The 23,190-nt window shown below is 49.2% G+C and carries 17 protein-coding genes; 2 read left to right on the forward strand and 15 right to left on the reverse strand.

The window, feature by feature from the left end:
• Nucleotides 1-4: 4 nt before the first annotated feature.
• From HF638_RS08610 to HF638_RS08630, 5 genes are all read right to left on the reverse strand, one after another.
• Nucleotides 5-652 (reverse strand): beta-mannanase, encoded by a 648-nt coding sequence (locus tag HF638_RS08610; protein ID WP_169479842.1) that lies wholly within the window; start codon nt 650-652, stop codon nt 5-7.
• 19 nt (nt 653-671) lie between these two features.
• Nucleotides 672-1,955 (reverse strand): vWA domain-containing protein, encoded by a 1,284-nt coding sequence (locus HF638_RS08615; RefSeq protein WP_169479843.1) that lies wholly within the window; start codon nt 1,953-1,955, stop codon nt 672-674.
• 85 nt (nt 1,956-2,040) lie between these two features.
• The gene (locus tag HF638_RS08620) at nt 2,041-4,488 is read right to left on the reverse strand and encodes a transcription initiation factor TFIID (RefSeq protein ID WP_248278078.1); all 2,448 of its coding nucleotides are present in this window, start codon (nt 4,486-4,488) and stop codon (nt 2,041-2,043) included.
• Between the two features lies 1 nt (nt 4,489).
• Nucleotides 4,490-7,879 (reverse strand): tubulin-like doman-containing protein, encoded by a 3,390-nt coding sequence (locus HF638_RS08625; protein ID WP_169479844.1) that lies wholly within the window; start codon nt 7,877-7,879, stop codon nt 4,490-4,492.
• Between the two features lie 258 nt (nt 7,880-8,137).
• Nucleotides 8,138-9,931 (reverse strand): vWA domain-containing protein, encoded by a 1,794-nt coding sequence (locus HF638_RS08630; protein ID WP_169479845.1) that lies wholly within the window; start codon nt 9,929-9,931, stop codon nt 8,138-8,140.
• Nucleotides 9,932-10,193: 262 nt separating this feature from the next.
• Between HF638_RS08630 and HF638_RS08635 the strand changes: the two genes are divergently transcribed.
• A complete protein-coding gene (locus tag HF638_RS08635; protein ID WP_167350926.1) occupies nt 10,194-10,337 on the forward strand; it encodes a hypothetical protein in 144 nt (47 codons plus the stop codon).
• Nucleotides 10,338-10,339: 2 nt separating this feature from the next.
• On the forward strand, nt 10,340-11,272 hold the full coding sequence (locus HF638_RS08640; RefSeq protein WP_169479846.1) for a hypothetical protein: 933 nt from the start codon (nt 10,340-10,342) through the stop codon (nt 11,270-11,272).
• A gap of 479 nt (nt 11,273-11,751) precedes the next feature.
• Here the strand turns inward: HF638_RS08640 and HF638_RS08645 are convergent, their stop codons facing one another.
• From HF638_RS08645 to HF638_RS08690, 10 genes are all read right to left on the reverse strand, one after another.
• Nucleotides 11,752-13,359 carry a DEAD/DEAH box helicase gene (locus HF638_RS08645; RefSeq protein ID WP_169479847.1) on the reverse strand — a complete coding sequence of 536 codons (1,608 nt, stop codon included), beginning with the start codon at nt 13,357-13,359 and terminating at the stop codon, nt 11,752-11,754.
• Between the two features lie 934 nt (nt 13,360-14,293).
• The gene (locus tag HF638_RS08650) at nt 14,294-15,745 is read right to left on the reverse strand and encodes a SulP family inorganic anion transporter (protein ID WP_169479848.1); all 1,452 of its coding nucleotides are present in this window, start codon (nt 15,743-15,745) and stop codon (nt 14,294-14,296) included.
• 544 nt (nt 15,746-16,289) lie between these two features.
• The gene (locus HF638_RS08655) at nt 16,290-16,463 is read right to left on the reverse strand and encodes a hypothetical protein (RefSeq protein WP_169479849.1); all 174 of its coding nucleotides are present in this window, start codon (nt 16,461-16,463) and stop codon (nt 16,290-16,292) included.
• Between the two features lie 112 nt (nt 16,464-16,575).
• A complete protein-coding gene (locus HF638_RS08660; protein WP_169479850.1) occupies nt 16,576-18,246 on the reverse strand; it encodes an ABC1 kinase family protein in 1,671 nt (556 codons plus the stop codon).
• Complete coding sequence (locus HF638_RS08665; protein ID WP_062836874.1) at nt 18,247-18,627, reverse strand: phasin family protein; 381 nt, start codon at nt 18,625-18,627, stop codon at nt 18,247-18,249.
• Between the two features lie 72 nt (nt 18,628-18,699).
• Nucleotides 18,700-19,338, reverse strand: a complete 639-nt coding sequence (locus HF638_RS08670) for a ThuA domain-containing protein (protein ID WP_074092596.1) — start codon at nt 19,336-19,338, stop codon at nt 18,700-18,702.
• 43 nt (nt 19,339-19,381) lie between these two features.
• On the reverse strand, nt 19,382-20,101 hold the full coding sequence (locus HF638_RS08675) for an SDR family oxidoreductase (RefSeq protein ID WP_169479851.1): 720 nt from the start codon (nt 20,099-20,101) through the stop codon (nt 19,382-19,384).
• Nucleotides 20,102-20,282: 181 nt separating this feature from the next.
• Nucleotides 20,283-20,789: a hypothetical protein gene (locus HF638_RS08680; protein WP_211175555.1), complete on the reverse strand. Its 507-nt coding sequence runs from the start codon at nt 20,787-20,789 to the stop codon at nt 20,283-20,285.
• A 240-nt stretch (nt 20,790-21,029) separates the two neighbouring features.
• Nucleotides 21,030-21,860, reverse strand: a complete 831-nt coding sequence (locus HF638_RS08685) for a uroporphyrinogen-III synthase (RefSeq protein ID WP_169479852.1) — start codon at nt 21,858-21,860, stop codon at nt 21,030-21,032.
• Nucleotides 21,861-21,990: 130 nt separating this feature from the next.
• Nucleotides 21,991-23,133, reverse strand: coding sequence for a GerAB/ArcD/ProY family transporter (locus tag HF638_RS08690; RefSeq protein WP_169479853.1), 1,143 nt, complete (start codon nt 23,131-23,133; stop codon nt 21,991-21,993).
• Nucleotides 23,134-23,190 lie beyond the last annotated feature (57 nt).

Below are 23,190 nucleotides of genomic sequence, written 5' to 3' on the forward strand. Positions count from 1 at the left end.
CTATCTAGTCTGATATAAGTCGATAGGCGGCTCCATATTTCGGTCCGTCCGTGAAGAATAATCGCACATAATCATCCTTGGCAACTTCAACGGGCGGCATCTCATTTCTTCCGGGAGCAAAATCACTCACAAAAGGATACACCGTACCATCCTCCTTATTCAACGGAACCCCGCCCTGTTTGCGAACATAACAGAGGGCTTCCTTTGGAACAGGTACTTCCGCTGTGACGGTGATCAATACACTTTTTCGTTTCTGAAAAAAACCGCTCTTGTAACGAATGGAAAAGCGGATATCCGCCTTCCCTGCGCTTGCAATCACCATGTTGTCCTCGTCTCGTTGACGGATCAGTACAGGTCCCTCTTCCTGCATCTGACACACATACACGGTGTACTTGATGGCACCAAAACCTGTGATCCGATCCGTGTAACCATTGCTCGCCTTATATTCCTCTCTTGTGTACAGCTTCAGCTTGCCCTGTGCAGGCTCTTCCCCGGTACGATCATCGCTCATCATATCCAGCTCCAGCCGTTCCACATAGACAGCTTCTACCCGTTCCGGCCAGAGCCAGCGAAGTGTACAACGTCCTTCGTCCACCGCAAGTGTCAGTTTTCGAATCAAGGGTGTCGAAGGGTCTGCATCCGTAAACCGCATTTCCATTGACCTCCCGACGTTAGAATCCTTTGCTGCGTGTATCTCTTGCTCTCTGACCGAATCCTTCAGCCGAAGAAGTTCCGCCACCAGCTTCGCGACGACCTCTACTCTTCCGCGGCGTGTTCTCCCTAATCGGAACAATCCAGGAGAAGAGGGTCAGTACGCCAGACAAAATGAGCATCGCACCAAGTCGTACGAATGTATCACCCACGTTCGAACCGTCGAGGCCCCATTCCAGCAGAAGTCCTGCCAGTAGACCCGACACCGCACCACCAATACCGAAGCTGAGCGCGAGATGACGGTTATCAAACACGAGTCCGAGTGATACACCCAGCGCCACGCCAATCAGTAACACGGCTGCTACACGGAAAATCGCCAGATAAACGCTATGCTCCATCATGCCTGTACGCTCCGTTACCAGCGTCCGTTCATCTATCGTATCGTAGATCTGCTGGAATGCCAGATTCAGACCACCGGAATCCGGTACATCATAGTACATGCCACCCGTTTGTTGGGCAATATTACGCAGCAGATCTGTTCCTGATGGGTCCACTAGACTTAGGCCGACCGTATTGATGGAGATCTGTTCACTCGCATATTGGGACAAAATATCTGCCGTATCCGCTTCACTGAAGCCATCGGATAACAAGATGACCACTGTACCGCGTTTCGGGTCCTGTTTGCCCCGAATCTGTTCCATGCCTTCCCTCAGCACGGCATCAAAATTGGTGCCACCCGAAGTTGTAACAATGTCATCGATTTTGCTATAAACCTCATTCTTGGCCGCTTCACTATCGAGCGCAATAAACGGCTGTAACAACTGCGGTTGGTCATCAAACGTAATGACAGCTACCTGTTTGTCACTCTCCATTTGGCTGATCAGTGTCTTGGCTGCTTCAAAGCGTCCGTTATCCGGATCTGTCTCGCTCATGCTGCCCGAGTTATCGATCATTAGTACGATGTCCTTCACTTGCTTCACACCGCCCGGATTGATCTGATACAACAATTGCAGGGCGAGTCCAACAACAAACAACAGAGCGAGTGTTGCCGGAACAAGCAGTTTCCACGACAGTCCCAGATACCGGAGCTTCCATGAAGCGCCATTCAGCTTGGGTGAGATTATCTCTGCGATCAAACAGAACAATCCAACGCTCAGCGCCAGTACGCCAAAGTATAATCCCATCAGCAACAGACGTGGCATCTCCCCAAGCCATTGACGCAGCATGATTTCTCCTGCCGCAAAGCCCACTGCCCCGCCAATCAGGCTGAACAGGACCAGGAGAAGATTGATTTTTCGCTGCATGTCTACATGCATCCTTTCCATACCAGCCGTAAACAGGCTGAGTTAATACAAGATTGGTGCTGGGTGTAGGACACCGCCAGACGTCTTAACGGATGGGTGACAACTTCTCCACCAGACCCACGGGGTGAAGTTCATAGCCATTATCCGTGTACGAGTCATAATATACCTTGCCGTTCCGATACACCATGAGATCCTCCAGATGGAAACCGCCCATCAGATTCAGCTTCTCCACGCCACTACTGCGTTCTTCGTACACCACACCCAACTTGTAGATACGTGACGTCTCTTCGGCATGTGCCGCGTAGTCCATGAAAGCACTATGATGGTCACCAAAGAAATACTTCTCTTCATATCGATGTTCCTGCGTATAATCGAATACCCGGACCCGAACAACCGCCTGATCCTCCAGCGTGTGGTACAACCTGCGGAACAGATCATCGCGGGTTAATACATCTTTATCTCCGTAGGCAATCGTGACATTCGCCCGTTGCAACAGTTCTTCTTCAAATGGCAATCGCAATGGCTCGGCCGTAAGCAGCAACGAGTGACATACCTCCATCAGTCGTTTCAACAGACGGTCATCGCCTTCTGTGGCAAGCCGGTTCATGTCTCCCATGTAACGGTCCTCAAACCATACATCCCGTCCGCGTTTGGCTTCCAGGTCGATGATTAGCTCTTCCGTCACTTTGCCGTAGTACTCCATCACGTTCTGGCCGATGTATTCATCCGCAGCAGCGATACTTTGGGCAGCTGTCTCTCGCAGTGTGCGTTCCAGCGCTTCAAGTGCTACTGTGACGTGGCGACTAAAACGATGAAGTTCTTCCATCTCCGTATCGTAGATACGCAGCAGGTGTAATTCATTTTCCAGTCGCAGTAATTCTACCTTTGGTACATACACTCGCTCCAGCATGCAGTCAATCAGATTGCGCACATTCTGTTTATCACGGAACAACGCACGTTTGAACGACTGATCTTCCACTCGCTCTTGCTGACGTTGCTCCAGCAGAGCACGTGCCGATTCAAGCTGCATCGATTTATCCCGAATCAATCCGAGCAGCGCTTCACGCACACTGCCAGGCTCACTGTCACTCCAGGCCGCCCACTGGAAGTAACCAACCTCTGGATGCTCCGCGCGGGAATGTTCAGCATGACGGCGCAGGGAACCGCTAGAGCTGCGCTCGCGCACACGCTCTTCGACAAGACGGACAACGTTATCGCGGAAGTACGCTTCAGCTCCTTGTCCAAACAACGCTCTCTCCGCTTCACGAAGTGAGAGCGGCTTCAGATCAGAGAAACTGACGTTATGCGTCATGATGCCACTCATGCCACTAACCAGATCTTCATTGGGCAGCAGACCTTCGACTTTGCGTTCCACCGAGGCCGCGTCCAGTCCAAAGAAAGATAGCTTGTCCTTAATGCTCCAGTCCGGCTCCTGCCGTATGCGTGCGAGCAGATACCGATACATGTGATATAACACCGCCAGTGCAATCGGCTTGTTTGGCCGCCTGATCTCGGCAAAACCCGCGCTGGCATAACCATGCTGATCAGAGGTGGTACGAATATTGTTTTTAAAAGATGTATTGTTGTACGTGTTCGCTCCCGTGCTTGAAACGCTACCCGAGTGATCCACATCCTGCTTCCTGTTCTTCAGCAGGCAGATGCGGCAGATGATCTCGGCATTTTCGATCCAGCCACCGGGAACGCCGGTTCCACGCTCATTTTTGTCGGACAACAGATATACCAGATCAAACAACGGCGAAGCAGGATGTGCAACGGGAATGGAGATCCCATCCTCCGTCACCAGCAGTTTACCGTTGAATGTGTAGTCCAGCGACTGCATATAATCCAGTTCCCGCAGAAAAGCGAGGCCTGCTGCGCTGGCATATCCGAAGGAGTCCACCTGTTCCATCTCGCTGACCAATACATGCAGATCCGTCTGCACCGACTTGAAGGCTTGGGACAAAATAGTCTCCGTCAGCTTGGTGAGCTCTGGCAACAATACATTCAACGGATCATCCGCTCTGGTTACCACCGTAACGTAAATCCGATCAAATGACGAGTATAACCGTCCATATTCGGCAATCCGGTTGCTTACTCGCCGAAGCGTACGATTCAGGTCAAAGAGCGCCTGATCCGATTCGTGGAAACTGCGATGTACATCCTTACGCCGTGTTTTGGACGGTCGCTCCGTCTGCCCAGCGGACAAAGGCAAGCGGTGAAGAGTCACCTGACCGTCATCGGACGAGCCACCATTCCTCGTTTCAACCGGACGTGCTTCCTGATCTTCTGTCCCGATCTGAACGTAGACCACACCGTCTCCGTTATCCCACTTCAGCCGATTAATCTCCTGCACAGCAGATACGGCAGGTGCAACCAGATCACCAACAAACAGGAACAGCGCCGGGTAATGGATACTGCTGCGTCCATCCCCCAGGCTGCCTTGACGCTCCTGCTCTATTGCATACTGCGCGGCATACTTCTCCAGATCACGCTTCAGGGTATTGTTCGAATTGAACTCCATCCCGGCCGCCATCTTACTTCAGCCTTCTGCGAATGTCATTCAGCTTGGACGACATCGTTCTGTAGAACTGATAGATGTCTTCTCCATTAGCTAGTTCTACCCGCTCATATTCCAGACGATCACGTGATTCCATGAACAGCGCAGCCAGATCATCCAACTTCGTCAGCAGTGGGGTGATATCCTCTGAAGCAGTTAGATCGTTATCGCGGCGGGAGGCTTTGCGCAGCAATGTACTGCGATCCTTCTCCGCCAGACCGCGGAAGTTGCCAAACACTTCATACTCGGCAAAGTTACGGCTCTTCATCAGGTTCGCGAATGGATCCCATGCATCTTCTTCCGGGTCACGGTCATAAACGTAGAGCGCACCTTTTTTGACGATGGTGTCGGTATATAAAGCTTCGATGAAGCGGTCATACCACTGTTCCTCGTCCTGGTACTGGGCAAGAATTCCTTCGAGTTCCGCAACTTTGGCCGAGATGGCATTCATCTTCGCCAGTTCCTCTCGTACACGTGCGATCAGCTGCGGAGAACGTACCAGGTTTTCTTTGGCCATATCTTCATTAATACTGCCGAAAATATCCTTAACTCCTACACGCGGCAACCCTTCGGACTGCAGACGCTTCAGCTCGATCACGGCCCGCTTCACTTCGCCGAGGTTCGGTGTAGTGGACGTCAGACGCATGTCGTAGGCTCCCAGTTTGGCAGACAAATCAAATGCTTCTGTCGTCACAATCGCATACCGGTTGCTTGTATTCTCATCAATGGATTTGGCTGTCACGATGTTGTATCCGAGCGCCTGCTCGAACTCGCTACGCACACGAGCGTTATATTGCTTCACGCGGGCGTTCTCATACACATCTCCCCATGATTTTTCTGGAATCGGAGACGGCAGATAGGTCCAGTTGTTTTTCTCCGTTTGCACCAAGTGACGACCAATGCCTTCTTTGTCCAAAATGGTACGTTCATAACTTTCCTCATATACTTTGAGCGGTGTATACACAAAGAGTGGTACCCCGTTGCGGGTGTTCAGCCAGAATATCCGGTTACGCACTTCACTTTCCTTGACGGTAAAATGAGACTTGCCTACCGCATTGTTCTGATAATTGCGAATCCCTTTCAGAATGCCTGGCGCCTGTGCCGGTACCGATACAAATCCCCATGAAGGGAAATGCAGACTGCCTGTACTGTTGCTCAGATTGAACACCGGAACAGCCTCATCATCCAACTTGCCAGCAATGAAACGTTCCACGAATTTCTCGACTGACTCATCCTGACCGTATTTGATCACCAGGAAATCTTCCATGGAACGGGTAATCAGATCACCGAATTTCTCACTTAGGAAGTCGGAGATGGAGCTGACGATATCAATCTCGTTTTCTTTCACCCACTGGCTGGAGTTTTCCAGCAATTCACGAGAGAAGTCACGGATCAGATCATCTGTATCACGCTTATCCAACAGCCCGTCCACCACACTGACGATATCCGGTACACTTACAACGTTCCAATAATATGTTTTGTTGCCTTTGTGATCGGCTTGTTCTTCGCCGCGTGTCAGCAGATCACCGTTCTTCGTGAATATCGAGCTAAGGGCATTCAGCGTTTCGGTAAATACGTTATAAATGCGGCTGTTCTCCTGGTTCAGCAACTCATACAGATCTTCATAGAACTCGATCATCTGATCGTTGCGTTCCACGTCGGCGTGCAGCCAGTACTCATGAATTTTTGCTTCAATATAAGCATTCTTTTTCTTCTCTTTGGAGACAAAAGCACTCTTCGCATCGCCCAGCTTCTCTTCGGACTGCTCCTGAGCTGCTTCAATATCACGCGGAATGCGGAAGGCATTCTCACGCAGCGTTTCGATGTACGACTGAATCATCTTCAGTACACAGAAACCTTTTTCCGTATAAATCAGACGCGAGACATAGAACGGACCTTGTTCGGGATGCAAAAACATACGCCGGATCTGTTCGGTGAACTGACCCGCAATCTCACCCGGCAGTTGTTTCTTCGCCTTGATATATTCTTCACGAGCACGAGCCAAGAAGTTCTGCTCCAGTTCGGTATCCATATTCACAACCTGTGATTTCACCACGTTGCCATAGGATAAACGCTCGCTGTTCTGATAACCAGGCAGCGGCTCAGGCACGCGCGCTTCGAAGGACTTGACCACACTTTCGAGATCAATACCCAGCTTGCGGGCAAACTTCTCGGTATCCTCCTGATTCGGTGCTTTGGAGAACATGGTGTTCATTTTGTCGAACATGCGATACGCCAGATACGTGGTCATCTCTTCAATTGGCAGTACAGCCGAAGAAGCACCGATGATGTTGTAATCATAGTTAGCCGGGTACACCTTGTTCATCTGTGCAATGTTGGTCCGGATGTTGCTGATATAATCATGGATTGCAAACTCCTCACCCGACTGCTTCTCTTCACTTGCCATGAAGTTGGTAATGTTCTCGGCCGTGACGTTCATGCAGTAATCGTAGGCGTTCTCCAGCAATTTACCTTCGGTATTCGTCGCAGAGATCAGGTGACACAGGTTAAATGGCGGCAGTGGTGAGTTGACTGTTAAAATATTGCCGTACTTCTGTGTAAACCGCTCACCGCGGCTATCCACGTTCATCCAGTAATCCAGCTCTTTGAGCGCAGCATATCCGTTCTTACGAATGTATTCACGAGTGTGTTCGCTCAAGCTTTTGTTGGACAGGTTCACGTCTGGCGTGAACAGATATCCCAGCGTATTCACGCGGTCAATCCCGGCAGAGCCGTGATCCCGTTCGATAATGCCGCGCACGATATAGGAAATATCGAGGAAACAGCCGCTGCCAGTACCGCCGGACAGACCTGTCAGCAGGAACACCATCAACTTTTTGTTGGTACCTACGGATAAGGTTTTGATCTTTTTGTCGATGGCCTGCACGACCTGATTAATCTTCGTGAACAGGAGCAGACGTCCAGCCTGACGTACACCTGCGGCGCCGTTCATACCATCCGTGATGCTTAGTTCTGGAGACAGCCAGTCCGTAATATACGGTTCAAGCACGCTGCGGTTTTGAAGAAGTCCGCCAATCTCGGCATTGGACAGCAGCACGAATTCATTAATCGGATCAAGTCCGATCCCTTTATACTTTTTGGCGCGATCCTGTTCGTTCGTCTCAAAAGCCAGAAACTCCACATTGTCCGGCTTGTCCATTTTTTTCTTGGATACCGGGTCTTGTGGCAGCTTGAAACGACGGTTGATCTGATATTTGAGACGCAGCAACGCATCAATTCCCGTTCCTCCCAGACCAATAATCAGAATGGGGTTATCAATCGTATCAACTCTGATCTTCTCACTGACAATACCTCCGCCAAGTGATACATCCAGTTGCTGAATATGTTCTCTAACAATCGGTTTCATTCCATGTCCTCCTTTGATTAACAAAGTTGGAACTGCAACTTCATTACACTTGCCACTCCGATGACAGAATAACATTCCGATCGCTGTTATCCCCAGATTTTTTCAATTCACTTTTACAAAGTGAAAATCCGGGGATAAAGGCGAACGCTTCCGCTTCTTCACGTTATTTCTGTCCTCTGCGTTCTCGTGTAAACAGTTGGTCCCAAATTTTATTGGCATCCTTTTAAACTAAACAATCAACTTAAATCAAATAATCCTTCACACCAGATATTCAATCAAAATCGTTTTGTCCGCCTGTTGCAGCGGGATGCTCAGTCGGTCACCGTTCTTCAGTTCAACGCCTGAGCTTGCATCTACTGCACGACCGGATTTCTCCAGCGTACCGCCTGCGGTGTTACGGATTATAATTCGATCCCCATTGCTGGGCGTAAATACATATTTTTCGGTTTCCTTCAGCTCAGGGTCCAGTTGCAACAACTGATGCAGATGAAATCTGCCGCGGAAGGATACCAGCTTTTTATATTGTGGATATGACTTATCTCCCGTATTCTCATCACGAATCTCCACGACCATCTGGCCTACAAATCCCCGGTTTTTGCGTTTCAGCCAGCCCATCAAGAACCAGGCACCAACACCGACCACAATCAGAGCTATAACACCCAGGATGACAGGCAACCAAGGAAACGGCTTGTCCTGTTCACCGCCTGACGTTGTTGGTTGAGATCCACTTCCAGCTGCTCCGCTCGCGTTGATCGTGATTGGCGCACTTTCACGGTAGAAGCTGTCTTCTTCCGCACGGATGACTAATTCATAGTTATGATTGTCTGGTACTTCAAACGTTCCGGCAAAACCAGAACCTGTGTTTTCCAGCGGTTGTTCCTCGCTTTTACCTGTATCCACATCTTTCACAACCAGCGTGGCCTTCATATCTGTATACAGATCATTATCCTGAAGTGGCTGACCGCCATTCTCCAGTTTGGCTGCAAGATCAACCTTGTCCCCTTTGGCATAGGACTTGGTCTTAATTGGGTCCACAACGAGCTGAAGATCATAGTTGAACAACAGGTTGATATCGATGCTGTCTTTCGGAGCCCCTTTTACCCGAAGTTTCCAGTCTCCTTCTTGGGGTTTCAACAGCTTCACGAGTGAATAACTCTTCGACGTCGAGAGCTTGGCTGCATCCGAGTTCAGGTCCACGGCTTGTCCGGAAGGGTCCGTCAATTGCACTTCCACCGGCTTCGAAGACATGATCGAAATGTTTGCTTCCAATACACTGTCATTCGGTACATTCACGGTAACTTCCTGATAACTGCCGTTTCCCGTTACAGAGGGCAGCTTCACCACATTCAGTTTGGCATGATCGGCGAAGATCTCACTCAGAATCTGTGGCAGATCATCCGGCGTATCGGTAATGAATGACTTGCCTCCGGTCTGCTGGGCCAGGTCTGCGAGTGCATTCTTGTTCAGCTTGCCATCGGCGTTCAATCCAATCGTATACACCGGAATACCCTGATCCTGTGCTTCCTTCACGGCTTTTGCCAGATCAGCATCGGATTGTGCCTGTGTACGGCCTTTGGTTTTGTTAAAGTCATTGTTCCCATCCGCCAGCAGCACGATCATTGGCGAGTGGGATGGGTCTGCACCATGATTCAGTATGTTGACGGCTTCGGCTAAACCAACTGAGACATCGGTATATGGCCCCCGGCCGAGCTGATCAATAAAATCTTTCAGACTGCTCTTGTCCGCATCGGACTGAATCTCCAGCATAGCCTTTTCCCGCTCCACCTGATCGGTATAAGCGACAATCCCTACCTTGTCCCCCTGGACCGGCAGCATATCAATAAACATTTTCATGGCTTCATTACTGATCTTGTCACGGTCACTTGTATTCATCGAATTACTTACATCGGCTACAAGTACCGCATCGATTCCGCTTGTCTGTGCCTGAGCCGCTGCAGCTTGTGGCAGCAACGCTTGAGGTAGCAGTAGCGTTAGAATTGCCAGTAGAACCATCGTTCCGCTGAGCCAGCGTATTTTGCGTGTCCGCAGCATTAGGTGTACTCCTTCACGTTTGAGATTAAAATGGGAATAGTTTATTATAGGCGTCAAGCCTTAAGGAAATCTTAACAGTCTACTAATAATTTCTGAAAAGCACCCCTATCTTGAGTTACAGTTTTGTAATGACTGACAAAAATCGACGATTTCACACCTGTAACTGGCACAAAAGCACCAACTATGGAAATATGATATAGTTATTGCCAGCAAACTGCAATATAACAGCGCTTGTTTACCAAGCTATAGAAGGGAACGGATTATGGTTACATACGGATGCCTCGCCATATTGTTTCTTTTTGTCATGATAAAGGGTTTTGCACTCCAGCTTCATCGGCGGAAACCGGTCTCCCGCGAAGACACGGATCGTACCCTCTACACTATTCTGAATGGTGAGCGTGATTGAGCATGAGTACTAAACTAGTTGTATCCATACGACCATTTCATCGAACCACCTATGCCTATGAAAAGTTGCAAGTCTGCTCACGTTGTGGACAGTATACCTGCCTGTGGGAAGATGAGTGCACGGCCTGTGGCCGGGGTACTCTGAACTCCGTTCAGGAGAAAGCGACTTCCCGTGTAAAACGCCGCATTGCACGCGACCTGTTCATTACGATATTGTTCGGTGCAGCGGCTACCTATTTTGGTGAAACCATAGATCAGACCATGGCGGCGGCCAGTGTTTCCCTGCTGCTTCTGGCCTTACTGATCTTCATGCAGAAACGTTCGTTCGAGGTAGAGCAGCAGCGCGAGTTGAAGCGAACATTGCAACAGGATGAGGAACTCATCCGCCAGGGTATTAACCGCAACTGGGCTCTGGTCGCCGAAGCTCGAAAGCAGGATGAAGCACTTGCCTATGAGATGCTCCGCGAGATCGGATCACTCGTCTACAATGACCGGATTCGACTGCAACAGGTTGCGCTGTTACAATCCTTTGTCCTGCGCAGTGATATGGATCTGCAGCTCAAGCCCTTGCTGCTGAGCAGTTTTGAGCGGCTGCTCGCTGAATATATCGGTGAGATCGCACGGCTTAAGCCGGATTTGATCCGTGAAGATGCGATTCGTTATATCGCTACCTATGAAGTGAACATTTTACAGCTACACAACGGGATTCAGATTCTTACAGCCGTAGCTGCAGCTGCCGTGCGCAAGAGCAAATATATTGAGTTATTCCCTAGTCTTATTACCCGCTACGCCCGCTTTATGCCCAAGGATCGATTCATGCGGCTCTATCACACGATTGAACGCTATCCGAGCAAGGCACGTGGGGGACTGGCAGAGTCGGTAGGCCGGGTGTACAACGAGAAATATCGAGATCAATACGCAGATGTTCATGTGTAGGGATGATATATTGAGAAAGAAAAACGTAGTTTAGTGCAAACTCACTCCGTGTATATAGACGACTGCAATTTCATCCACCCCTGCATGCACGTCCGCACCACGGATCGAAGGTTATGCTTCTAATGATATAAGAATTGATCCAAAAACACCCCATCCTTAGGTCTAGGATGAGGTGTTTTGAAGTTTATGGCAGTATGCCGAGTGCTATGCGCAGTACACGGACAAAAAGAAAAACTAGATGGGGAATACCTAAATGGCATCTTCCATGGATCAAACAGGCACTAGCAGATGACAAAAAGAATAAGCGGAAATGAGCATCTGTCCTATTGAAAAAGGGCCGCGACATGGTTCCGTCGCGACCCTTGATCTGAGGGTTCGGTACATCTGTACCCGAACCCTCTCATATGTGCCATGCCAATCCCTGTGGCATGGCATGGTGCCTGCGCGGATGCGGCTACATCGCCGCTTGCGTCAAGGCTTTACCGTCCGCGACGAGAATCGCGACGGTCACCCTTCGCCGGTCCGCGTCCTGCGGATTCCGGACGGCGAGAGCCTTCGCTGCTGCGCCCGGAGGTGCGCTTGTCGGCACTACGGCCAGCCCAGCCGCTGCTAGCTGCACCGCGTCCGCTTTGGCCCGCTGCTCCGCGACTGCTGTCGCTGCTGCGCGCGGAACCACGACCTGCGCTGCGCTCGTCGCCACTGCGACCCGCACCGCGTCCACCTTGGCTTGCTGCACCACGACTGCTGTCGCTGCTGCGGCCACCACTACGACCACCACTGCGTCCGCCTTCACTGCGGCCACCTTCGCCACCGCGGGAACCACGACCCCCACGTCCGCCGTCTCTGCGATCGTTACGGCCTGCACCGCGACGGGCACTACCAGTTCCGGAAGAACGTCCGCCTGAACGTTCGTCATCCCCTTGACTGTTAATGGAACGTCTAGCTGCTCCAGTTGAAGCAATTGGACCTTCGCTCGTCCACTGGATACGGGACAGCTTCTGGTCGATACCTTGTTCAATACGTGCAAGTTCTGGTCTGTCGTGCTCTGTTGCAAACGTTACAGCAAGACCTGTACCGCCTGCACGGCCCGTACGACCGATCCGGTGGATATAACTTTCCGCATCATGCGGCATATCGTAGTTAAATACATGCGTTACGCCTTCAACATCAAGTCCACGTGCAGCTACATCTGTAGCAACGAGTACTTGCAGTTTGGCATCGCGGAACGCTTTCATTACGTTCTCACGCTTGGATTGGGACAGATCTCCATGAAGTTCATCACTTGCATAACCTGCTTCACGCAGATCTTGGTTCAGCTTGGATGCACGACGCTTGGTCCGGCAGAAAATAATCGCCAAGTATGGGCGATACGTATCAATCATGCCGCGAAGAGCTTCAAGCTTACCGCGATCCGTACATTCCAGCACCTGCTGGCGAATCTGCTTGATCGGGATAACAGATTGAGAAGATACTTTTACATCTTCCGGATCTTTCATGTAGGTCTTCGCCAGGTTGCGAATACCCTTCGGCATCGTTGCTGAGAACAGCATTGTCTGACGTTTATGTGGTAGCTCGCTAAGAATCGTCTCCACATCGTCCAGGAAGCCCATGTGCAGCATTTGGTCTGCTTCATCCAGCACCAGTTTTTTCACATTATCAAGTTTCAACGTGCCCCGACGCAGGTGATCCAGCAGACGACCCGGTGTACCAATAACGATCTGGGTACCGTTCTGCAATTTACGCAGTTGCTTGTCCACATCCTGCCCGCCGTATACGGCAAGCACGTGCAGTTTATCGTCGTTAGCAGTAAGCTTCTTCGCTTCTTCCGTAATTTGCAGCGCAAGCTCACGCGTAGGCGCGATAATCAGCGCTTGCGGGGAACGGTCGGATACGTTAATTTTCTGAATAATCGGCAGCAAAAATGCCAGCGTTTTCCCTGTTCCTGTCTGTGCCTCAGCGATAATATCGCGTCCACCCAGCAGTACCGGAATCGAACGCTCCTGTACCGGAGTCGGCACGGCGATTCCCTGATGTTTCAGGATCTCGCACCATTCCGGGCGAATGCCCAGTTGTTCAAAGTTTGCCAATCGTTACACCTCTGTATATTCATTTAGATAAGTCCATTTCATAATGACCTTAGTATCAGTATCTGCCATCAAGACTAGTTTTCCTTATATCAATCATAATTATGAAATGAATTTTTTAAAAAGCAATCCACTCGTTGCTCTTCTTCTCCATACCCTGTAGTTTACACGTTAGTCAAGCAAAACAAAAGGGGATACAGCTTTACACCCCCAACTTGTAGCACAAAATTCCAAGATCAGCGTGACTTGTATCAACCAAGTGAGTTTGAGGATGGTTTTGAGAGTAACTATCGGAGCTACCTTTTAACTCTCAAGATGAAACAAACTCCCTCGACTACTAATTTCTAACGAATTGAGGACACCCTATATCGACATTTAGAGCCTTCTGGAATTTCTAACGAACTACAGCCACCTTATTACCCGGAAACATCTGCGGAAGCGCTTCATTATTGGCGAAATCGGCAAAATAAGATGTTTGAGATTCGTTAGAATAACGAAAACATCAAATAACCTCATATAAGACGTGCCAGGTTCGTTAGAGTTTATACACACTGAAGGACACAAGCTTCAACAAAATAACATCAGCTACAGCAATAACACATCTACCAGAACCATAACATCTACTACAAAAACTAGAACTAGGAACAACAACCAAAAATAATCAACACTACCTATACTTCTACTAGAAGTACCACTACTACCATTAGAACTGCCACTAGAACTACTACTATTCCTTCTTCTTCGCTGTACACACCACATTCTCTAATAAAAACAACGACGCCCTCTCCCTGATTTACATTGGGAAAAAGTGCGCCGCTGATTAAAAAGTATCTTTTTATGTTGTCTACTACATAGGGATGTCTAATGTCCGCTCACTTTAATTTTTCACCTTGTCTGCGTAACTACGTTTTGACATTGAACCTTCGTTGCAAACAAGTTACGAACCGTGCCCGCCCGCTGTAGCAAACCCACTCCGTTCAAGAATGCGAGTGCTCTCTTCGTTTAACCCTCGTAGGTGCACGGTTTTACCAAGCTTCGCGTATTTGAACTTCACTTTGCCAATAGCCACAACCGCAGTATTGTCCCAGATATGTGACCCTCCGAAATCAATCGTGATTTCCTTCGGATCGGCCTCTGCATCGAACTCATCCACGAATCGTGACGAAGAGCCAAAGAAGAATGGTCCGTGAACCCGATATACCTTCTGCCCTTGCTCCTGGCTCGCCTGTACACGGATCTTGGTCTGTTTCCAGCCAAAATGCAGCACACTGAGCACAACGCCGACCATGACCCCGATCGACAGATCGTGAGTATAGACCACAATCGCCACCGTCACGATCATGACAAAGGCTTCCGCGCGCGGCACGCGAGCAATATTTTTGATGGAACTCCAATCGAATGTTCCGATACACACCATAAACATCACACCGACGAGCGCACCCATCGGTACCTGTTTCACCACACCGCTAAACAGCAGCAACAGGATCGCGAGAAACGCACCCGCAGTAAACGTAGATAATCTTCCACGTCCGCCAGACTTCACATTAATGACCGACTGCCCAATCATCGCACAGCCGCCCATACCGCCAAACAAGCCGTTCACAAAATTTGCGATACCCTGACCACGAACTTCACGGTTCTTGCTGCTCTTGGTCTCGGTCATCTCATCCACGATGGTTGCGGTCAGCAAGGATTCCAGCAAACCAACCAGTGCCATGGTGAATGAATATGGCAGCAGAATCATCAGCGTGTCCCAGGTCCACGCAATATTCGGCAAGTGGAACATCGGCAAAGTGCTCGTTATATTCCCCATATTGCCTACCGTACTTACATCCAAATGAAACACCACGGTAATAATCGTCATCACGACGATCGCAATCAGTGGAGCTGGAACGCCTTTGAAAAACCGTGGCAAAATATAGACGATTGCCAACGTGCCCGCCACCATCGCATACATGATCCAGTTCGCTCCCGTGAAGTGGGTTAACTGCGCCATAAAGATCAGGATAGCCAGTGCATTCACGAATCCGGTCAGTACCGAATGAGGCACAAATGTAATAAACCGCCCAACCTTAAATATGCCCAGTAGAAACTGGATAATGCCCGTCAAAATCGTCGCCGCAAAGAGATATTCCACGCCATAATCCTTGACGAGTCCAACCATTAGTACCGCCATGGCACCTGTTGCCGCCGAGATCATGCCTGGTCTTCCACCTGCAATTGAGATCACAATCGCAATCGTAATCGAAGCGTACAACCCGACCATCGGATCAACACCTGCAATGATGGAGAACGCAATGGCTTCCGGAATTAACGCCAGCGCTACCGTAATGCCTGCCAGCACGTCTCCGCGAATGTTGCCAAACCATTGTTGTTTTAAAGTATTCATATGTTCTTGCCGTTCCTCCTACGTGTTTTCCTCATAATGGACAATTCTACTGAAGAGTAACGGAAGCCGTTCACACTAACCAACTACCCAGGACAGCACAAAACAACGGATTGCTCTCCGTATGATCCGCCTATGCTCTTGCCTGAGCTGCATCATTCTTTACCATCCGTATAGCCTTGACGGGTTAATGAGCACTCAAGTCTTTTCCGTTCCAGTGTGTACCGCTGGTGTTCCCATTACTGCCTCAGTTGCCTTACTCGTGCGACATCAGGAGCTGATCCTGATGTCAATGGTTTTCCCCTCTCAGAAAAACCGGGTCCGTTAATGTACTGACCTATTATTATAGTCACAGGACCGGATATGTACTAACACAGTTAAGCCGAAAAAACAGAACCTTATCTCCTATTATCTTAATCTTTCTATAATTTACTCACCCATGCTCTATTCACAAAAAATACTCTCACTGTTGCAAAAGGTTTCGCCACCCAGATGATCCGATCTTTGGCGCTTCACATATTTCTGCATTGGCATCTAGGCTCTAGTTTCAGCTCTCTCTGCCTCTCTTCATCCAATACGGAACCAGATAGAACATAGCGACAATGCCTGTGGCTGCCAGACTGACCCATATCGCACTTAGGGTTAGGGTCCGTGCCACTAGATAATAAGCAACAATCCCGGTTAGAAACGTTAAAACAAGGTTACTGACCATCTTTCTCAAAGTACCCCACCCTTTCATCTCTATAGAGTTATGCAAAATACTACAAAAATAACCCGTAAAGATCCTTTAATGAAAGTCTCTTTACGGGTACTCTTGTGGTGTCATGCTGTTTCTAGAATCTTCCCGATTTGAAGATCGAATAGAGCAGGAAAGCCACCATCAGAATCGCCACCAGAAAACCAATCTCAATGACCGGAATATCCCACAGCATCGTGGATTGATGACTGATCGACGAACCGATAATCAATCCCACCATGATGATACAAAAGGCGAGTAACACGATACTGAAAGACAGCCGATTACTAATCTGGTCCATTCTACGCATGAGTGCATCGAGTTCAGGGACACTGATCTCCAGCCTCAGCTTGCCTTTGCTAATGATGGATGATAACTGCCTTAACTGCCCTGGCAGACCAATGACACTCTCGGCCATATCAGCCGCACTGCGGAACAAGCGATTCTTGATTCTTCCTGCGCTAAAACGTTCCTTGATCAGCTTCCGCCCAAAGGGCTCGGCCATATCTACAATGCTCAATGAAGGATCGAGATGTTCGATTACACCTTCCATCGTCAGCAACGATTTACCGAGCAGCAGAATATCGGCAGGCATCACAACCCGGTGCCTCTGGGCTACGCCGAATAAATCATTCAATGCCTGACCCACACTGATCTTGGAAAAGGGAATATCGTAATATTTAGTACGCAACTTGTCCAAATCCACATGAAGCCCACGCAGGTCCATGTCATCTGGCATCATGCCCAATTTCTCAATCGCCCGGATCATACTGTCCGTATCTTTGCGCATTAACCCAATAATAAGCGAAGCGAGTTGTTGTTTCATCTCATCGCTCAGACTGCCCACCATGCCGAAGTCTATAAAAGCAAGACGTCCATCCTTCAATACCATTAGATTGCCCGGATGGGGGTCAGCGTGAAAGAACCCCTGGATAAAGATCTGATTCAATAATGAATCCACCAGCCGCTCGGCAATATTATTCAGATCATGACCGCGTCTGACCAGTTCTTCACGATCATTGAGCTTGATACCTTCGATATACTCCATAGTGAGTACACGTGATGAAGTCTGGTCCCAGTATATTGTCGGGATTTTGACCTTGTTGTCCTGTTGATATTGCTGTGCAATCTTTTCCGTATTCCGGCCTTCGACCGTATAATCCAGCTCGGCCATCAACGCCTGAGCGTATTCTTCTACCATTTGCGGAATCTGATATTGTTTCACCCAATCCCAGCGCTTCTCCGCCATGGCTGTCAGCTCACGTAAGATGTCCAGGTCACGCTGCACAATACGCGATATGCCTGGCCGCTGAATCTTGACAGCTACCGATTCACCGCTTTGAAGTTTGCCCAGATGCACCTGTCCAATGCTGGCCGCAGCTACAGGGGTATCCTCGAACCGGGAAAAGATCTCCTCCAGCGGTGTATCCAATTCCTGTTCCAAAATACCCCGTGCCGTCTCGGAAGAGAACGGCGGGACCTGATCTTGCAACTTCACCAGCTCGCGAATGACAGACTCAGGCAATAGATCTGCCCTTGTGCTTGCGAGTTGCCCCAGCTTGACGAAAGCTGGCCCCAGCTCCTGCAGCACAAGCCTGATGCGTTCACTCAACGTTTTGGTGGTGTGTGCTTCACGCGACATCCACCGTCTGGGCAGAGCCAGCAGCTGGAACAAGCCCAACTCCTCGACCATATAACCGAAGCCATGACGCACTAGCGCCATGGCAATTTCACGGTATCTGCCGACATGTTTGATTCGCACTGCCATCTACTCGATCTCGTTTCCTTTGAGAGGAGGAGGAACTTCAAGTGGAGCCGGGGATTCATCAGGTTGAAGCTGTGGTGAGTGGCCCAGTTCGGCAAGTTTTTTCTCCAGGACGGCAACGCGCTGTTCCAGACTGGTTACATCACTTTCGGATGCTACACCAGCTTCCTGAAGCACTCGTTTAACCTGTTCCTGAATCACCCGCTTGAGCTGGCCTTGCTCTTCATCGCCCCGTTCCAACAGGCGTTCAACCAACGCTTTGGATTCACCAGGCGCAAGTTCCCCGCGCTTGACCAAATCATCCACGGTTTTCTCAATTTTTTCTTTGCTTACGACAGTAAGACCAAGCCCTAACGAGATCGCCTTTTTGAACAAATCGCTCATTTTTGTCATCCTCCTCTTCGTTGATCTCTATATTATACCCCTTATACTCCGCATGCAAAAATATCCGTCCAATCAGACGTAACGAGCAGCCCATTTGCCTGCTTGCAAGAGTAATTTACGGTACGTTTCGTGCGCAAAAGACGGCACATGGTGACCCGGCATAAGATAAACAATGCGTCCAACACCATATCGATGTGCCCAAACCGCAGGCTTTGGTCCATCTTCGGATTGATATTCCAGCAATATTTTCGTTTCGGCAAAAGAACCAAATTCGAACTGATACGGCTCTTCTTCCATTGTGAAATTCGAAATGCCCTCCGTCACGGGATGGCTTTCCGCCGTTACAGTGAATTCAAGCGGTGCATACGCCGGATGATGCAGGAACTTGGCACCGATCATCTGTTTGAGCTCATAACGATTTTGGAGCGAAATGCCGTTATGTATAATGACCAGTCCACCTCCATTACTTACATAGGACAACAAACCTGCTGTCTGCTGTGGAGAGACTTTCCCCTTCCAATCGTCCATGTATGAGATACATACATCAAATCCGGTTATATTTTCTTGCAGCAGCATATTCCGATTCTCACTGCACTGCACAGTCATAGTATCATGGAAAATTCGGCTAATCTCCGCATCCACCCCCTGAAGCGGGTGCCAATCCGGATGTGTATAATCGCCAAGTAGTAGTGCTTTTTTACGATGATCCATTCAATTAATCTCCTTTCTTGTTCACCTCACTGTATAAAACCAACTACCAGGGGAGCTTCTCTCCCTTGTAGTCCACATATGCGGGCTGATCTCCTTTAAACTGTTCATGGCGGTCGATAAGTACTGCGATATGCTGTGCAGATTGCTCGGGCGTGAGATCCGCAGCAACATCCAATTCGCCCCTCATATAACTCTGTACCCAACCGGGATGCACAAGCATCACTTGTCCGCCTTCATCCTTCAGACCATTGTGCACAAGACGGGCCTGCATGTTCAAAGCAGCTTTGGACATACAATAGGCATACCACCCATCCCGACTGCATTGCTCTATACTTCCAGCCTCGGAAGAAATATCAACAATCAGCTTGACCTGTCCTTGAAGAAGGAGGGGTAACAGGGAATGAGTCACACGCAGTGTACCTAAGGTGTTCACATTAAATACTTCAGCCATCTCCGCCATATTCAACGGCCCGCGGATATGATCCGTAATACTTCCTAGTATAGCCGCATTATTGATCAGCATATCCAAATGATTCGTATCCAGCTTCAATGTCTCTGTGAACAGAGCTACCGACAGGTCGTCCGAGATATCCAATTCGATCGCGCGCAGATGGTCTGGATACCCTTCTGCAAGCACACGAATTCCCTCGGAATCTTCCACGTCCAGACCCGCCGCATACACGAGATAACCTCTCTTGAGCATCTGTGCCGTCAAAGCCAATCCCAAACCCCGGGCAGCTCCAGTTACACATACGGTTCTCATCACGAAGTCCCTCCCTCGCATAATGATTCTGTCTTTTATTCATTCCACATTTTCATCTGAAAACCTTTAATTCAGAATGGGATCGCCAACTTCACGACCAAAGACTCAGGAGGCAAAAGCGAGATTAGAGCCATTTTGCTTATTGAATTCAGCTATCTATTTGAGCTATAAATAGCTGCTATTATCTCTGCATATATCGCTCCTGTCGATAGACTAGACAATGCTCCACCCATCTTCGAGCCGCTGCCGGATAAGAGCCCAGATGAACGTGTGTATACCCCGCCACAATGTTGCCTGCGGCATACCCTTCTTGCTTCAAGCCACGCAACCCCTTGGTCTCATACGCATAAGGGATCGTTTCTTCATCACGATAGCTCATCGTGGAATAATGAAATTCATGACCCCGAAGTACTTCACCCTTTTTCAGCAAAAAGGAATCCTGAACGCTACTCGCTTCACGGTAGCCAAGCGCAGCGCGCTTCTTCTGCATCTGCACCTGTGCGGGGATAATGCCCGCCATGTCAAAAGTAACTCCCTCACGGTCGGTCAACGTTTCTCCAAGTACCATGTAACCACCACACTCGGCAAATAAAGGCATGTTGGATTGTGCTGCCAGTCTAAGTCCTTCCAAGAACTCTTGGTTACCGGCGATTTCTGCTGCAAACTCCTCTGGAAACCCACCGCCCAAGTCGGGGCCTGGCGTTACGATCTACAATGGTCATCGTCATTTCCACCTTGTCTTCGAGATAAGAAAAGCTTCTGATCGAAACACTATCAAGGATGTACATTCGTGTTTTAGTTGTAACGTATACATTCTATAATCTAAACAAAACCGCATCATATAGCGATGCGGTTAAGGTTAATGCACACTCTTTATTCATGAAGCGACGCCAAAAGCTTTTTGTCGAACTGATCTAAAACCAGGCCACTAATCTCTAATCTTGGCCGCACGCCCTGCTGCAAAGTAACGTCCAAGCTCAACGATGAGTGCGCCCATCTTCTCTTCTTCCGGAATGACCAGTGCCTCGATGCCTTCTTCACGCATGGAGTTTGCAGTGACTTTCCCTACAGAGGCAGGGATTACGCCTTGTCTGAAGGCTGCAAGCATCGGTTCAAGCTTGTCCTGCGAAGCCGCATATTCGGTCAGGAACCGGACCTGAGGTCCGCTCGTGAAGGCAACAGCATCAACCTCGTGCTGTACAATCTCATTCAAAAGCTGTTCCAGCTCTGCCGCTTCCGGCGGTACATGCCGATAAGGGAGTACTTGTCGAACGATCGCTCCTTGTTCTTCCAACCAGGCTACAAGTTTGGGAGCGGTCTCCCCATGAAGCTGCAACATGACCTTTTTACCCTTAAGATCGTGGGAGGCGAATTCACGTATAAGCCCGTCCGTGCTGCCATCATCATCCCGTACCAGTGGCATTAACTTGCGCTTTTTGAGGGCATTCACTGTCTTGTACCCTCTGGCTGCAATCGGGGATTCCGACAACGCATCGAGTAATTTCCCCGCCACTTCCATGTCCTCAGCCATCTCAAACAACGCGTCCAATCCCATGCCCGTGGTCAATACCGCCCAATCCGGCGGGTCCGAGATCCAGGATACGAGCCCGTCCCTGATACTCCGATCATCCAGAAATACCGTTCCCTGTGCCGGTCGCACAAGCGGAATACCACCCATTTTTTCAACCAGTAAGGACATTTCTTTCGATTTTCGTGGTCCTGTCAATGCTACACGTACACCTGCCAAATGTTGAGCCATTCATGTTCCCCCCGTTAGTTCAGCCGAATGTTCATCAGTCTGACTACAGTATACAGGGTACTTCTGCGAAGGGAAACTGCACTTCCCCTCTTTTTGCCCGTTCATATATAAGGATTTTTGATGGTATGCATCAGGAAGGCTGGAGTTCTCCACCGTGAGAATCCTGCCGTCCTTTCTCCACGTCCTTCACGGAATCTTTCGATTCTTGTGTCTTCTTTTTGCGAGGGCGAAGGAAAAGAAAGAGCACGAGAGGAAACAGCACTTCAAATACAATGGCGATCCATGTCCATTCCCGGGTAAATCGATAGAGCTGAATTGCGTTTCTGAAAAACCAGAAGGCACAGACAAAACCCACCAGCGCGACCGGACCTGTCATGACCTTTCCCGATACGTTCGGGATCATTCGCTTCAATCCCCAACAGACAAAATACAGATCAAATGCAATCTTCGTAATCATGGTAGGCAAAGTTGCCGCTGCAAGTGCTAGGTCAAACCGGTCCAGAAAGTCACTGATTTGCAGCTGCCTTGCCAGTTCATACGAAGGGTATACCAGTCTGGAGGCGATAGGTACACCAATCGACGTGATGGTTTCCACCATAATCAGCATCATCAGCAATCCCGAGATAATTATCCCCCATAGCACAGGCTTGAAGCGAAAATCACTGCCCTTGACGACGAAAGGCAATGCGATCATCTCTCCATAAAAAGAAAATATGTACCAACTCCCTTTGCCTACACCCACCGGATCGACATGAAAGTAGGGCATCAGATTATCCATATTCACCTGCTGAATCAGCATGAAAGGCACAATTACAGAGTTCAGCAGGAACAAGGTAACATACAATTCTGACATGCCGATCAATGAACCAAGTCCACCTCTGACGATAAATACCGCCATAATCATGAGTGACAATACTACAATGGAAATCGGTGTCGTCTCTAGCAAGGTTATGCTGACGTAATCACCAATTAATCGGATATCTCTTGCAAATACAAAGAAAAAAAACAGAATGTACATTACGCCTGCGAGCCTCCCCAACAAGGGGAATCTGTCAGCTAGCGCTTCAAACAGATCCTGGTTCGGAAATCTCCGTTGAACCCGGCTGATCATCCACATCGATACAATCATCACCAGAACGACTGGCACATACGAGAGGTAAGCGTGCTGTTCCGCATAAAAAATGGCCTGTGCATGGGGTTGAATCAATGTACCCGTAATACTGAGCAGCAGCACGAGCAACACGATCTGTCGATGAGTCACACTCTGATTCATACCATACCTCCTTTCCATCATTTATCATTCAATCTGTACTCCGCAACATCCTTAGTC

It is taken from the genome of Paenibacillus sp. SZ31 (assembly GCF_012912005.1).
Classification (GTDB): domain Bacteria; phylum Bacillota; class Bacilli; order Paenibacillales; family Paenibacillaceae; genus Paenibacillus.